Below are 14049 nucleotides of genomic sequence, written 5' to 3'. Positions count from 1 at the left end.
GGCCTCCGGGTGGTCGGTTTGGCTCCACGGTGAGCCATCCGTTGTCCCGTTTTCATGAGGCAGTGGTCCCGGTATGTCCTGCGGGGATGTCGATTCGGCCGTCCGGAGCAGTGGTCGGACCCCTTGACGGGATCTCGGTATTCACCCAATCATCATGGGCGCGTCAAGAGTTACCCGCCGACCGGCCACCGGGACCGGCAGCTTCCGCACGTTCCGTTCTGCCCCACCAGAATCTGGAGCTCCCCTTGTCTCAGCGTGCCTCGCGGCGATCCCGCGTGCTCCGCTCCGCCGTCGCAACCGGTGCCGCCGCCACCCTGGCCGCCGGCTTCCTCGCCACCACCCTGGCCGCCGGCTTCCTCGCCACCACCGCCTCCGCCCAGGTGACCCAGGCCCGGCCGGCCGCCGTCACGGTGCAGGCCGTCCCGGACATCCCGGTCGCCAACGTCAAGGCGCACCTGGCCCAGTTCCAGTCGATAGCCAATGCCAACGGCGGCACCCGGGCGCACGGCCGGGCCGGTTACAAGGCCTCGGTCGACTACGTGAAGGCCAAGCTGGACGGCGCCGGGTTCACCACCACGCTGCAGACCTTCACCACCAGCGGTGCCACCGGCTACAACCTGATCGCGGACTGGCCGGGCGGCGACGCGAGCCACGTGATCATGGCGGGCGCGCACCTGGACTCGGTGACCGCGGGCCCCGGCATCAACGACAACGGCTCCGGCTCGGCCGGCATCCTGGAGACCGCGCTGGCCGTCTCGCGGGCCGGTCTGCAGCCCACCAAGCACCTGCGGTTCGGCTGGTGGGGGGCGGAGGAGCTGGGCATGATCGGCTCCAAGTACTACGTCAACAACCTGCCCACCGCCGAGCGGGCCAAGATCGACGGGTACCTGAACTTCGACATGATCGGCTCGCCGAACCCGGGCTACTTCGTCTACGACGACGACCCCAAGCTCGAGGGCGTGCTGAAGAACTACTTCGCCGGCGTCGGCGTCCCGACCGAGATCGAGACCAACGGCGACGGCCGCTCCGACCACGCCCCGTTCAAGAACGTCGGCATCAAGGTCGGCGGTCTGTACACCGGCGGCGACGAGATCAAGACGGCCGCCCAGGCCACCAAGTGGGGCGGCACCGCGGGCCAGGACTTCGACGCCTGCTACCACGCCTCCTGCGACACCAGCGCGAACATCAGCGACACCGCGCTGGACCGGGGCAGCGACTCCATCGCGTACGCGATCTGGACCCTGGGCACCGAGGCCCCGCCGCTGCCCGGCACGGTCTTCGAGAACACCGCCGACGTGCAGATCCCGGACAACGGCGCGGCGGTCACCTCCTCGGTCACCGTCAGCGGCGTCACCGGCAACGCCCCGGCCGCCCTCCAGGTCGGCGTGGACATCAAGCACACCTACCGCGGTGACCTGGTGATCGACCTGGTCGCCCCGGACGGCAGCACCTACCGGCTGAAGAACTCCAGCACCAGCGACTCGGCCGACAACGTGGTCACCACCTACACCGTGAACGCCTCCAGCGAGGTCGCCAACGGCGTCTGGAAGCTCAAGGTGCAGGACATCGCGGCCCAGGACACCGGCTACATCAACAGCTGGAAGCTCACCTTCTAGCCGACGGAACGTCAGTGCCGGGCTCCTGCTGCCCAGGGGCCCGGCACTGTCATGCGGACGGACTTACGGCCGCATCTCGTACGCGCCGGACAGCGCCTCGACCCGGGCCCACAGCTTCGCGGTGCGCTCGGCGTCCGCCACCGGGCGGCGGACCTGGGAGAGCGCCCAGGCGGCCTGCGGCTCGCTGGTGGAGGTCTTGCCGTGCAGCTCGGTGGCGTGCGCGGAGAAGTCCCGGACCAGGAAGTCGAAGATGCCGTCCAGCAGATCCGGCTCGGTGCCGGTCAACTCGGCCTGCTCCAGCACCAGGTGGCCGTAGACCACCAGCGCGAACAGCTGGCCGATCTCCAGCAGGAAGTCCAGGTCCTGCTGCTGCTCGGCGGTCGGCGCGTGCTCCAGCAGCAGCGCGCACAGGCCGTCGGCCTGCTCGCGGAACCGGGCCACGTTCGGCAGGTGCGCGTGCGCGTCGTACGCGGTCCGCCAGTCGTGGAAGCGGATCGCGCCGAGGCCCCGGGCCGGGCCCTGCCGGAACAGGAACTCGTCGTCCGCCGGGTCGAGCCGGGTCGGCACCGGCGGGTAATCGGTGGGCGCGAACAGGTAGTTGGCCATGAACTTGAGGATCAGGGCCAGGTTGACGTGCACCGTGCCCTCCAGCTTCGGCAGGCCCCGGATGTCCTTGGCGGCCTTGTCGAAGTAGGTGTCCGCCTCGAAGCCCTTGGCCGCGATGACGTCCCACATCAGGTCGATGACCTTCTCGCCCTCGGTGGTGACCTTCATCTTGGTCATCGGGTTGAAGAGCAGGTAGCGGCGGTCCTCCGGGGAGGCGCTGCGGAAGTAGTCCACGGCTCGGTCGCTGAACAGCTTCATCGCCACCAGGCGGGTGTACGCGTCGGTCAACTCCCGCCGCACGTGCGGGAAGTCGGTCACCTTGCGGCCGTACAGCACCCGGTTGTGGGCGTGCGTGACGGCCTCGTACATCGCGTGCTCGCAGATACCAATGGATGCCGTGCAGAGGTTGAACTTGCCGACGTTCACGGTGTTCAGCGCGGCGTCGAAGGCGGCCTTGCCGGTGTGCAGCACGTCCTCGGCCCGGACGGGGTACTCCTCGAGCCGGAACTCGCTGACGTACATCTGCGCGTTCACCACGTTCTTGACCAGGTGGTACGCCTCGTGGCGGCTGTCCACCGCGAAGAAGACGTAGCCCTCCGGGCCCTCGACGTCCGAGCGGCGGCCGAAGACCGAGACCAGACCGGCCACGTTGCCGTTGCCGATGTAGTACTTCGGGCCGGTCGCGGTGAAGCCGCCGTCGGCGGTGGGGGTGAGGATCATGTCGGTGGAGTAGATGTCCGCGCCGTGGCTGCGCTCGGACAGCCCGAAGGCCATCACGTGACCCTCGCTCAGCAGCTTCGCGGCCCGGGCCCGGACGGCCTCGTTCTCGCTCTGCCAGACCGGGCCGAGGCCCAGGATGGTGACCTGCCAGGTGTACCAGTAGCCGAGGCCGTAGAAGCCCAGGATCTCGTTCAGCTCGGCGATCCGCGCGGTGTCCCAGCGCTTGTCGCCGTCGGCGGCGGACGGCGTCAGGAACTCCGCGAACAGGCCCTCCTTGGCGGCGAATTCGAGGAAGTCCCCGTACCAGGCGCGGTCGATGTAGGTGTCGATCAGCGCCTTCTTGCCGCGCGACTCGAACCAGTCCACGGTGGCGCGGAGCAGCCGGCGGGTGGTGTCGTCGAACTGCTTCGGGTCATAGGTGCTCGGGTTGAAGAGCATGTGGTTTCCCTGGGGGTGGTGAGGGTCAGTCGGAGAGGCGGTGCAGGGTGGTGAGCACGTCGTCGAGCCAGGCGATGGTCATCCGCTCGTACTCGATGCCGCCGCGCAGCACCACGTGCTGGAGCTGCTGCTGCGGGTCGAGCGCGGCGCCGGGCGGGAAGTCGCGTTGCTCGCCGGTGCGGTAGCGCTCCAGCAGGGCGGCGTGGCTCTCCCGGTGGCGGGTCACCTCGGAGATCAGGGCGGCGGGGTCGTCGAAGGCGGCGGCCCGGATCTTGACGGCCAGTTCGTGCCGGACGGTCTCCGGCTCGACCGGTTCGCGCAGCCAGTCGGAGAGCACGGAGCGCCCGTCCCGAGCCACCGCGTACACCTTCTTGTCCGGCCGGCCGTCCTGGACGACCTCCTCGGCGGCGATCCAGCCGTCCGCCTCCATCCGCCGCAGCACCCGGTAGATCTGCTGGTGGGTGGCGGTCCAGAACCGTCCGATCGAACGGTCGAACCGCCGCGCCAGCTCGTACCCGGAGCCGGGCTGCTCCAGAAGTGAGACGAGGATCGCGTGCTCCAGTGCCATGTCCGCCATCCTCCTATGCAACGAGTTTCATAGGCAACGGCGCCTCGCCGGGTTGAGACGCGGATCACCCCTCCGCGGCGGCTCCGGTGTCGCCGTCGACCAGCAGCAGCCGGTCCTGTTCGGCGTCGCCCTCGACCAGCAGCACCTGGTCGCCGGTCGGCACCGGGCGGATCACGGTCGCCCGGGGCCGCCGCCAGAGCACGGTGCCGTGCCGGAGGGCGATCAGCTGGTCGTCCAGCAGGAATCCGGCGGACTCCTGCGCCTCGCGGGTGACCCGGGTCAGGGCGTACACGTGGTGCCGTCCGGCGGTGAGCCCGTCGAGGGAGTCCATCCGGCGGTCGTGCCGGGGCACGGACTCCGGCCAGTGGAGCGGGGTCATCAGGTGCCTGCCGCCGGGGCCGATCGGGGTGGCGAGCAGGCGGTCACCGTCGTCGATCGCGTAGAGCCAGCCGTCCGCCGGAGCGATCGGGATGTCGGCGAACGACAGCGGGTGCCGCACCGCGTGGAAGGTGTGCGACGGCTCCTTGGCCGGGGTGCCAGGACGGAAGCTGTGCACGGCGCCGACCCGGGACCCGGCGGCCACCCAGACGGTGCGGCCGCCGTCGATGATCAGCGGGTTGTACTGCTGGTCCTTGTGGCGGACCGAGAAGTCGCCGACCGTGCTGCCGTCGGCCACGGACAGCGAGATCAGCCGGGCGTCGGTCCAGCCCCAGACGAAGACCAGCGGCGGTCCGGCTGGGGTGCCGTTGTTCGGCACGCAGAGGATGCCGCTGGGCTCGGTCCGGCGCCATAGCTCGGCCCCGGTACGGGCGTCGAAGGCCGTGACGGCGTGGCCCCGGTCGTCCCGGACCGAGGCGATCGCCCGGCCGGCCACCAGCTGCAGGGTCCCGACCGACTCGAAGGCGTGCTCCCAGAGCCGGTCGCCGGTGGTGAGGTCGAAGCCGGTCAGCCGCCTGGGTGAGCCGCCCGCCCGGCCGTGCCAGACCACCAGCGTCTCCCGGTCGGTGCGGTACTCGGCCAGCTCGCCTGCGTCGAACTCCCAGAGCAGCGAACCGGATTCGGCCTCCAGTACGCTCAGCTTGGCCGGCTCGGAGCCGAACCGGTCGGTCTGCGCGGTCGGCGCCACCAGATGGCCGCCGGTCGCCGTCAGCCCGGCCGCCCAGCACTCCTGCTCGCCGATGACCCGGTGCGGGCTCTGCCAGACCACCGTGCCGTCGGCCCGGTCGAGGGCGATCGGACGCCCGTCCACCAGGACGAACACCCGGTTCCCCCGGACCACCGGCCGGGACAGCGTGTCGGGCGGCGCGACGAGCGTCCACAGGCCGCCCTGTCGCTGTACCCGTACCGGTATGGCATCCGCGACCACGGGTTCCTCCTCATCTGGCAGCCGAGCGGGAACCGCGTGCCCCCGCGCCTGCCGGCCATCCTGCTGGGCAACGAGTTTCACGGGCAACGCCGGCGCACCGGGTGGAGACACGGATCACGCGTCCGCGGCGGCTCCGGTGTCGGCGTCGACCAGCCGGAGGCGGTCGCGCTCCGGGCCGTGGCCGGTCAGCAGGACCCCGTCGCCGGTGGGGACGGGCCGGAGGTCGGAGTAGTCGTGCGGCAACCGCCACAGCACACCACCGTCGCGCAGGGCCACCACGCGGTGATCCGCCACGCTGGCCTGGGGCACCACGTAGACCTGGCCGGGGCCTGCGGTCAGGACGCCGCTGTAGCCCATCCGGCGGGTACGCCGGGGGACGGATGCCGGCCAGCGGAGCCGGGGCAGTAAGTGTCGGCCACCGGGGCCGATTGGGGCGGCGAGCAGGTGGCGGGCGCGGTCGATCGCGTAGAGCCAGCCGTCCCCGGGGGCGGCCAGCTCCCGGTACTGCATGAGCCCGCGCCGCAACGGGTGGAAGGTGTGTGACGGTCCGTCCGCCGGGGCGGCGGTGTCGTAGCGGTGCACGCGGCGGCTCTTGTCCCTGACCCAGATGTTCCGGCTGCCGTTGGTCATCTGGGCTCGGTAGATCTGGCGGGTGACCTCGAACGCTCCCGTCTCACGGCCGGTCTTGAGGGACAGCCAGCGCATGTGGCCTTCGATCCAGTTCCAGGCCAGCAGCTGCGGAGGGTGGGGTGCTCCGCCGGCCGGGGGCACCGCAAGCATGGTGGTGAAGTGCGTGTCACGCCAGCGCTCGGCGCCGGACCGGAGGTCGAGGGCGACGGTTCCATAGCCCTGCTCGTCCTCGCCGAAGGTGATCAGCCGCCCGGCCGCCAGCACGGCAGTGCCCAGCGAACGGACCTCGCGCTGCCACAGCCGGGTGCCGGTGGCGAGGTCGAGGGCGGTGATTCGGCACGGTCGGATCCCGGTGCGGTGCACGGTCACCAGGGTGCGCCGGTCGGTGTGGTACGCGGCGAGCGGGCCGGCGTCGGACTGCCAGCACAGGGCGCCGGACCCGGCGTCCAGCACGCTCAGCCCGGCCTTCTCGGCCGTCCCGGTCAGTCGGTCACTCGGCACCACGAGGTGGCCCCCGGTTGCGGTGAACTCCATCTGCCGGGACTCGAGTTCGCCGCCGACCCGGTGCGGGCTCCGCCAGAGCACCGAGCCGTCGGCCCGGTCGAGCGCGGCCGCGTGGCCGTCGACCAGCACGTACACCCGGTCGCCCCAGACGGCGGGCCGGGACAGCGTGCGGCGCGGCGCGGTCAGCGTCCACCGCCCGTTGTCCCGCAGCACGTTCACTTGTGCGGCATCCGCGAACACGGCTCCCCCTCCGGTCCGACAGCGGTCGTCCGGAGCAGAATACGGGGGTGAACGAGGACCAGCTGCTGCGGTGGCGGATGCACAGTCAGTTCCCCTCCGGGGCAGGCACGGTGGCGGCGATCGCCGCCCGCGCCCCCGGCATCCAGGCGCAGGACGCGGCCGCCGCCCGGCTCGGCCTGCGGGCGCGCGGGCTGGCCGAGGCGGCGGCGGTGCAACGGGTGTACCAGGCCGGCGAGGTGGTGAGCAGCTGGCTGATGCGCGGCACCCTGCACCTGGTGCCGACGGATCAACTCCGCCCGCTGCTGGCCCTGTTCGGAGCGCGCAACGTCGCGGCGGGCGCCCGCAGGCGGCGGGAGCTCGGGCTGACGGAGGCGCTGCTGGGGCGGGCGCTCGCCGCCCTGCCCGAGGTGCTGACCCAGCCGCTGTCCCGGGCCGAGCTGGTGGCCCGGCTGAACGAGCGCGGGGTCGGGGTCGAGCCGACCGGCCAGGCTCCGGCGCACCTGACGGCGTACGCGGCGGGGCTCGGACTGCTCTGCCGGGGTGCGGAGGTGGCGCCGCGCGAGCCCGGGTACCGGCTGCTGCCGGCGGGGGAGGAGGCCGACCCGGCCGAGGTGGCGGCGGAGCTGGCCGCCCGGTACGTCACGGCGTTCGGCCCGGCCGGACCGGCGGACTTCGCGGCCTGGTCCGGGCTGACCCTGACGGTCGCCCGCCGGGCCTTCGCCGGGCTGCCCGAGGTCGGGGGCGGGCTGTTCGCACTCGGGGAGCCGCCGGAGGAGGGGGAGCCGCTGGTCCGGCTGCTCGGCGCGTACGACAACTTCCTGCTCGGCTACCGCGACCGGGGTCTGATGCTGGATCAGCGGTACGCGAAGCGGATCAACGCGGGCGGCGGGGTGGTCCGGCCCGCGCTGCTGGTGGACGGGCGGGTGCTCGGCAGCTGGCGCCGGGACGGCGGCCGGGTGGTGGTCGAGCCGTTCGGGGCGGTGCCCGAGGGACTGTGGGCGGCGGAGGCGGCCGCGGTGGAGTCCTTCTGGGGGTGAACCCGCCCTTGGGCAAATCCGGACAAACTGTTATTTCTGCCGCAGACTGGGTAGTGAGCATGCGCGTGCCAAGTGCCGACTGAGGAGGTGGTCCTGGTGTCAACCCAGCTTCCGATGAGCATGGAGCACCATCCGGACATCCTGGAGATGCGTGAGCAGTACGAGCGGGTGGTGTCGACTCCCCGGGCGCAAGCGGTCGAGGCACTGGCCATGCTGGCGGGTCTGTTCCTGGCGGTGTCGCCCTGGGTGATCGGGTTCTCCGGCACCTCCGGGCTGACGGTCAACAACCTGATCCTCGGGCTGGCCTTCACGGTACTGATGGCGGGCTACGGTTCGGCGTACGAGCGCACTCACGCGCGTGCCTGGGCCGCCACCCTGATCGGTGCCTGGACGATCATGGCGCCCTGGTTGGTTTCCGGTCCGGACGCGGTCCGGCGGACCATTCTCACCAATGTGATCACCGGCGGGCTCATGTTCTGCCTCGGGATGGCGGCCGTCGGGATGGCGGCAGGTCTGACCGGGCGGGGCATGCGCCGGAGCGGATCCGGAGGTACGGCCGCCGGAGGGTGAAGTATCTGCGCGGGTGGCGCGGACCGGGAGGTCCGCGCCATCGGTGCGTTTCAGGGGCGGGTCATCCAGTGCGTTTCAGGGGTGGGTCATCCGCAGCACGTCCAGCGCCTGGTCGAGCTGTGCCTCCGTCAGTTTCCCGGCCCCGACGTAGCCGCGCTCCTCGACCACCTGACGGATCGTCTTCCGCTCGGCGACCGCCTGCTTGGCGACCTTGGCGGCCTCCTCGTACCCGAGGTAGCGGTTCAGCGGGGTGACCACCGAGGGGGAGGACTCGGCGTACTCGCGGGCCCGTTCGACGTTGGCGGTCAGGCCGTCCACCGTCCGGTCGGCCAGCAGGCGGGCGCTGTTGGCGAGCAGCCGGACCGACTCCAGCACGTTGCGGGCGATCACCGGCAGCATCACGTTCAGCTCGAAGTTGCCACTGGCGCCGGCCACCGTGACGGTGCCGTCGTTGCCGATCACCTGGGCGGCCACCATCAGCACCACCTCGGGCAGCACCGGGTTGACCTTGCCGGGCATGATCGAGGAACCGGGCTGCAGGTCCGGCAGGTTGAGCTCGCCCAGGCCGGTGCGCGGGCCCGAGCCCATCCAGCGCAGATCGTTCGCGATCTTGGTGAAGCCGACCGCCACGGTACGCAGCTGCCCGCTCAGCTCGACCAGGCCGTCCCTGGCCCCCTGCGCCTCGAAGTGGTCCCGGGCCTCGGTCAGCGGCAGCCCGGTGCTCCTGGCCACCGCGGCGATCACGGCGGCCGAGAAGCCGGGCGGGGTGTTGATGCCGGTGCCCACCGCCGTGCCGCCGAGCGGCAGTTCGGCCACCCGGGGCAGCGTGGCGCGCAGCCGCTCGACGCCGTACCTGACCTGGGCCGCGTAGCCGCCGAACTCCTGGCCGAGGGTGACCGGGGTGGCGTCCATCAGGTGCGTCCGCCCCGACTTCACCACCTCGGCGAAGCTCTCGGCCTTGCGCTCCAGGGCCGCCGCCAGGTGCTCCAGCGCCGGGATCAGCTCACCGGTGACGGCGGCGGTGGCCGCGATGTGGATCGAGGACGGGAAGACGTCGTTCGAGGACTGGCTCGCGTTCACCTGGTCGTTCGGGTGCACCGGGCGGCCCAGCCGCTCGGTCGCCAGGGTGGCGATCACCTCGTTGGCGTTCATGTTGGACGAGGTGCCAGAACCGGTCTGGAACACGTCCACCGGGAACTGGTCGTCCCACCGCCCCTCGGCCACCTCCTCGGCGGCCGCCACGATCGCCTCGGCGGTCTCCGCGTCCAGTACGCCCAGCTCGGCGTTCACCCGGGCCGCCGCCGCCTTGATCCGGGCCAGCGCCGCGATGTGCGCCCGCTCCAGCCGCTGGCCCGACACCGGGAAGTTCTCCACCGCCCGCTGGGTCTGCGCCTGCCACTTGGCGGACGCGGGCACCCGCACCTCGCCCATCGAGTCGTGCTCGATCCGGTACTCCTGCATGACCTTGCACCTCCTGCCTCTGCCAGCCGCGCGGACGTCCCAGGTATTTCCGGGTTACTGGCCCAGCAGCGTGGCGAAGTCGTAGCCCACGTCCGCGAGGGTCAACACGCTGCCCAGGTCGCTGATGGCGCCCACGGGGATGCTGTGCCCGTCGGCGGACGGGACGGCCTGAGCCTGGGCGGGTACGGCGGCGGCCATGACCAGCAGGGCGGCGGTGGCGGCGATTCGGAGCACGGTACGCATGACCGGCCCAACCGCCGCAGGGGGCCGGGGGTTACGGTCGGCTGCCCCGGCTCAGCCGAACAGCGCCTCGCGGTCCGCGCCCAGGTGCGTGCGCAGCACGGCCAGCGCGCGCATGCTCTGGGACTTCACCACGGCGGTGCTCACCCCGAGGATCTCGGCGGTCTGCTCCACGCTCTGGTCCTCCCAGTAGCGCAGCAGCACGATCGCCCGATCGCGCTTGGGCAGCAGCGCCAGCGCGTTCAGCAGGGTGAGCCGCTCGGCCGTCGGGTCGCTCGGGTCCGGCCGGTCCGGCAGCTGGTCCACCGTCAGTTCGCCGCTGCTGCGCAGCCGCTTGTGGTCGAGCAGGGTGTTCAGCAGCACCTTGCGGGCGTAGCTGAACGGGTCGGCGCTCTGGCGGGCGAGCCGGTTCCAGACCACGTACATCTTGGTGAGGGTGCCCTGGGTCAGGTCCTGGGCGAGGTGCCAGTCCCGGCACATCAGGTAGGCGGTCTGCCGCAGGCGGGTGACGTTGGCCTCGGCAAAGGCTATGAACTCGGCTTCGGTGCGCACCATCGGGCTCCGGATCTCGTGGGGTCAAGGGGAGAGCCGCGGCCCCGGAAACGGGGCCGCGGCGGCCGGAGGTGTGTTACTGCGCTTCGGGCAGTGCCGGGTACTTCGCGTTGGCGGCCGCGACGAAGGCGGACGGCATGGTCGTGCCGATCAGCGGGTTGCTGGCCAGCGCGACGGCCTGCTCCTTCGTCAGGGCCGGGACCGCGGGCTCGGTCGTCTTGCCCAGGCAGCTGGAGATGTCGATCGCGACGGCCAGGTTCTGCGGGCGGTACACCGTGACCCGGGTGGCCTGGATGCAGTTGGTCGGGTTGGTCTCGACCTCGACCACGTCACCTGCGGGTGACGTGGAGCAGACGGTCGTGGTGCCGCCCCCGGTGCCGTCCCAGCAGAAGCGCTGCTGCTCGGGATCGGTCTGGTAGGCACCGACGCCGATCCGGCCGGTGCCGGCCGGCGTGTGCACAAAGGCGAAGACCGAGGGGAAGCCGCGGCGGTCGACGATCGGGACCGTCGCCTGATTGGCCCGGAAGGTGTCGGCGGTCAGCCCGGCCGGCAGTGACTTCACCACGGCGTCGAGCAGGCTCGAAGCCGTGACCGGGACCAGGGGGTCGGCCTGCGCCGTCGGGGTCGCCGAGGCGGAGGCGGAGGCGGACGGCGATGCGCTGACCGCAGCCGGCGCGGCGGCGGGCCCGATACCGGTGGCCGGGCCCGCCACGGTCGACTGCGCCGAGCCGGTGCCCAGCGACCCCACCAGCACCGCCAGCGCGGCCACGGCGGTCACCGACCCGACGGCCGCACCGGCGGCGCGCAGGCGCCGCTTCCGACGGCCGCCCTTGGCGGCCTGTCCGACCAGGTCACCCAGCGCCGGGGTGGTGAGGGCGGCCAGTTCGGTGTCGAGCGTGTGGTGGAACTCGTTGGGTCGGAACCCGTCTTCTTCGTTCATTTCGGTTGCTGTCCCTTGTTGGTGCCAACCGCACGCCGGCCATGCGGGCCCGCTCTGCGCGGGCTCTAACCCACCAGACGGGTCGGCCCCGGGTTTTGGTCGCAGCCTCCGGCGAGCAATTGACGCCGCCTCACCCCGACCCGGTTCCCGGCCGCCGGAGCCGACGGTGGATCAGCAGGCAGGCCGCCGCCCCGACGGCGTACCAGAGCAGGTCGGGCGGGTTGAAGGTGGAACCGAGCACGAGCCGCAGCGCCGGGGGGATCCGGGTGAGCTGGAGGAACTCGACCGCGAAGCTCAGCCCGAGCGCGATCCCGGCCGCGGCGGTCGGCCTGGCCCGGGGAGCGGCGAGCAGTACGAGCAGGTACAGCACCGTGGTGTAGAGCGCGTCCCGGAAGACGTCGGCCACCGCGCCGTCGACCACGGCGAGCAGGCCGAGCCCGGCGGCGACGGTGCCCGCGATGAGCAGCAGAATCCGGAAACGCACAGCCCCACCCCCGTGCGGCCAGAGTTTCTGAGCGCGTTCAAAAGCCTATCAAGGCTGATCTGCCGTCACTTCGTCGCTTCGGTGCGCAGGGCCTTGTGGAAGAAGGTGGTCGGCCGCAGCACCCCGGCCGGGTCCGCCGCGTGCTCCGGGACGGTGCCGAAGGCCGTCCAGCCCGCCGCCCGGTAGAGCTGCTCGGCCGGGCTGTCGGTCTGGGTGTCCAGCAGCAGCAGGGTGACGCCGTGCTCGGCGGCCCCCTGCTCGGCGAGTTCCAGGAGCCGACGCCCCAGACCCCGGCCCCGGGCGTCCCGGTGCACCAGCAGCTTCGCCAGGTCCGCGCGGTGCCGGCCGTTCGGGTAGGAGGTCAGCCGGAGCTGCACGGTGCCGAGCACCCGGGGGCCGTCCAGGGCGGCCCAGAGCAGCAGCTGACCCCCCTTCACCGGCTCGACCAGGCCCCGCCACCACCGCTCGCCCTGCTGCGGGGTGAAGCCGTCCAGGAAGCCGACCGACGCGCCGCCGGCCACCGCGTCGGCCAGCAGCTCGCCCAGCCCGGCGGCGTGGTCGAGGAGATCGGTGACGGTCAGTCGGGTGAAGGTGGTCACGGCGGTGCTGCTCCGTTCGAATGTGGTGGGTGTCTCGCACCTTGCCACGTCCCTGTTGCTCTGGTGTTACGCGATACTCGTGCCACTCCCCTCGCACCCTCACCCCGCCCCGAGGAGCCCGACATGGCACGTACCAGCCCCGACCCGGCCGACCTGCTCGCGGTGGGCGAGCTGCTCACCGACGAGGAGCGCCTGATCCGGGACACCGTACGGAAGTTCGCGGACGAGAAGATCCGGCCGTACGTGGGGGACTGGTTCGACCGGGGGGTCTTCCCGGCCAAGGAGCTGGCGCCCGAACTGGGGGAGCTCGGCGTGCTGGGCATGCACCTGGACGGCTACGGCTGCGCCGGTTCCACCGCCGTCGAGTACGGCGTCGCCTGCATGGAGCTGGAGGCGGCCGACTCCGGGCTGCGCAGCTTCGTCTCGGTGCAGGGTTCGCTCGCCATGCGGTCGATCCACGCCTTCGGCTCGGAGGAGCAGAAGCAGCGCTGGCTCCCGGAGCTGGCGGCCGGCCGGGCGATCGGCTGCTTCGGCCTGACCGAGCCGGACTTCGGCTCCGACCCCGCCAACATGCGCACCAGGGCCCGCCGCAAGGGCGCCGACTGGGTGCTCTCCGGCACCAAGATGTGGATCACCAACGGCTCGATCTCGGACGTCGCGGTGATCTGGGCCCAGACCGAGGACGGCGTCCGCGGCTTCCTGGTCGAACGCGGCACCCCCGGCTTCTCCGCCACCGACGTGCACGGCAAGCTCTCGCTGCGCGCCTCGGTCACCAGCGAGCTGGTGATGGACGAGGTCGTCCTGCCCGCCGACGCGGTGCTCCCGGGTGTGCGGGGCCTGCGTGGCCCGCTCTCCTCCCTCGGCGAGGCCAGGTACGGCATCCTCTGGGGCACCGTCGGCGCGGCCCGGGACTGCTACACCACCGCGTTGGACTACGCGAAGACCCGGATCCAGTTCGAACGCCCCATCGCCGCCTTCCAGCTGACGCAGCAGAAGCTGGTCGAGATGATGCTCGAAGTGGAGAAGTCCTACCTGGTGGCCCACCGCATCGGCCGCCTCAAGGACGCCGGCCAGTGCGGCCCCGCCCACATCAGCTTCGGCAAGCTCAACAACGTCCGCACCGCCATCGAGGTGGCCCGAACCGCCCGCACCATCCTGGGCGCCAACGGCATCACCGTCGAGTACCCGGTCCTCCGGCACGCCAACAACCTCGAGTCCGTCCTCACCTACGAGGGCACCTCCGAGATCCACACCCTCGTCCTCGGCGAAACCATCACCGGCGAGTCGGCCTACCGCTGACCGTGTGTCGCATCTTCCGATGCATCTGCATAGGCGGACCGGTCACCTGCTGACCAGATCGACCAGCTCAGAACGCCGCCTCGCGCACCCCGGCTTCCTGGACAGCACGGGCCTCTCCCTGGACAGCTGACGCTGGACTCGCGCCCTCGCTGCTCGTTCGCGCCGGAGTTCAAGGTCGA

The 14049-nt window shown here is 71.7% G+C and carries 14 protein-coding genes; 4 read left to right on the top strand and 10 right to left on the bottom strand.

The features are described 5' to 3' along the window. The first annotated feature begins 314 nt into the window (after nucleotides 1–314). Nucleotides 315–1616, top strand: a complete 1302-nt coding sequence (locus F4556_RS06850) for a M28 family metallopeptidase (RefSeq protein WP_246511367.1) — start codon at nucleotides 315–317, stop codon at nucleotides 1614–1616. Nucleotides 1617–1679: 63 nt separating this feature from the next. On the opposite strand, the gene F4556_RS06845 is transcribed toward F4556_RS06850, so the two are convergent. From F4556_RS06845 to F4556_RS06830, 4 genes are all read right to left on the bottom strand, one after another. Further along, nucleotides 1680–3380 (bottom strand): acyl-CoA dehydrogenase family protein, encoded by a 1701-nt coding sequence (locus F4556_RS06845; protein ID WP_184912513.1) that lies wholly within the window; start codon nucleotides 3378–3380, stop codon nucleotides 1680–1682. A gap of 25 nt (nucleotides 3381–3405) precedes the next feature. Continuing rightward, the gene (locus F4556_RS06840) at nucleotides 3406–3948 is read right to left on the bottom strand and encodes a PadR family transcriptional regulator (protein ID WP_184912511.1); all 543 of its coding nucleotides are present in this window, start codon (nucleotides 3946–3948) and stop codon (nucleotides 3406–3408) included. Nucleotides 3949–4012: 64 nt separating this feature from the next. Then, nucleotides 4013–5314, bottom strand: a complete 1302-nt coding sequence (locus F4556_RS06835) for an outer membrane protein assembly factor BamB family protein (protein ID WP_184912509.1) — start codon at nucleotides 5312–5314, stop codon at nucleotides 4013–4015. A 114-nt stretch (nucleotides 5315–5428) separates the two neighbouring features. Beyond that, entirely contained in the window at nucleotides 5429–6688 is a 1260-nt protein-coding gene (locus tag F4556_RS06830) for an outer membrane protein assembly factor BamB family protein (protein WP_184912507.1), read from the bottom strand. Between the two features lie 47 nt (nucleotides 6689–6735). Here F4556_RS06830 and F4556_RS06825 point away from each other — a divergent pair, with 47 nt between their 5' ends. Together F4556_RS06825 and F4556_RS06820 are read left to right on the top strand one after the other, a co-directional pair. After that, a complete protein-coding gene (locus tag F4556_RS06825) occupies nucleotides 6736–7725 on the top strand; it encodes a winged helix DNA-binding domain-containing protein (RefSeq protein WP_184912505.1) in 990 nt (329 codons plus the stop codon). Nucleotides 7726–7821: 96 nt separating this feature from the next. Further along, on the top strand, nucleotides 7822–8295 hold the full coding sequence (locus F4556_RS06820) for an SPW repeat protein (RefSeq protein WP_313068193.1): 474 nt from the start codon (nucleotides 7822–7824) through the stop codon (nucleotides 8293–8295). A 75-nt stretch (nucleotides 8296–8370) separates the two neighbouring features. Here the strand turns inward: F4556_RS06820 and F4556_RS06815 are convergent, their stop codons facing one another. The 6 genes from F4556_RS06815 to F4556_RS06790 all read right to left on the bottom strand — a co-directional run bounded on the left by F4556_RS06815 (nucleotide 8371) and on the right by F4556_RS06790 (nucleotide 12571). Further along, the gene (locus tag F4556_RS06815; RefSeq protein WP_184912503.1) at nucleotides 8371–9756 is read right to left on the bottom strand and encodes a class II fumarate hydratase; all 1386 of its coding nucleotides are present in this window, start codon (nucleotides 9754–9756) and stop codon (nucleotides 8371–8373) included. 54 nt (nucleotides 9757–9810) lie between these two features. Next, nucleotides 9811–9999, bottom strand: coding sequence for a hypothetical protein (locus F4556_RS06810; RefSeq protein ID WP_184912502.1), 189 nt, complete (start codon nucleotides 9997–9999; stop codon nucleotides 9811–9813). A 51-nt stretch (nucleotides 10000–10050) separates the two neighbouring features. Further along, nucleotides 10051–10551, bottom strand: a complete 501-nt coding sequence (locus tag F4556_RS06805; protein ID WP_184912500.1) for a SigE family RNA polymerase sigma factor — start codon at nucleotides 10549–10551, stop codon at nucleotides 10051–10053. Between the two features lie 73 nt (nucleotides 10552–10624). Then, a complete protein-coding gene (locus F4556_RS06800) occupies nucleotides 10625–11488 on the bottom strand; it encodes a hypothetical protein (protein ID WP_184912498.1) in 864 nt (287 codons plus the stop codon). A 130-nt stretch (nucleotides 11489–11618) separates the two neighbouring features. After that, the gene (locus tag F4556_RS06795; protein ID WP_184912496.1) at nucleotides 11619–11972 is read right to left on the bottom strand and encodes a DUF2809 domain-containing protein; all 354 of its coding nucleotides are present in this window, start codon (nucleotides 11970–11972) and stop codon (nucleotides 11619–11621) included. 65 nt (nucleotides 11973–12037) lie between these two features. Further along, on the bottom strand, nucleotides 12038–12571 hold the full coding sequence (locus F4556_RS06790) for a GNAT family N-acetyltransferase (protein ID WP_313068192.1): 534 nt from the start codon (nucleotides 12569–12571) through the stop codon (nucleotides 12038–12040). Nucleotides 12572–12694: 123 nt separating this feature from the next. On the opposite strand from F4556_RS06790, the gene F4556_RS06785 reads away from it, so the two are divergent. Further along, nucleotides 12695–13870: an acyl-CoA dehydrogenase family protein gene (locus F4556_RS06785; RefSeq protein WP_184912494.1), complete on the top strand. Its 1176-nt coding sequence runs from the start codon at nucleotides 12695–12697 to the stop codon at nucleotides 13868–13870. Nucleotides 13871–14049: the final 179 nt, after the last annotated feature.

Source organism: Kitasatospora gansuensis, assembly GCF_014203705.1.
GTDB lineage: Bacteria > Actinomycetota > Actinomycetes > Streptomycetales > Streptomycetaceae > Kitasatospora > Kitasatospora gansuensis.
Note: the sequence above shows the minus strand (reverse complement) of the source record. Positions and strands in the feature narration are given on the sequence as shown.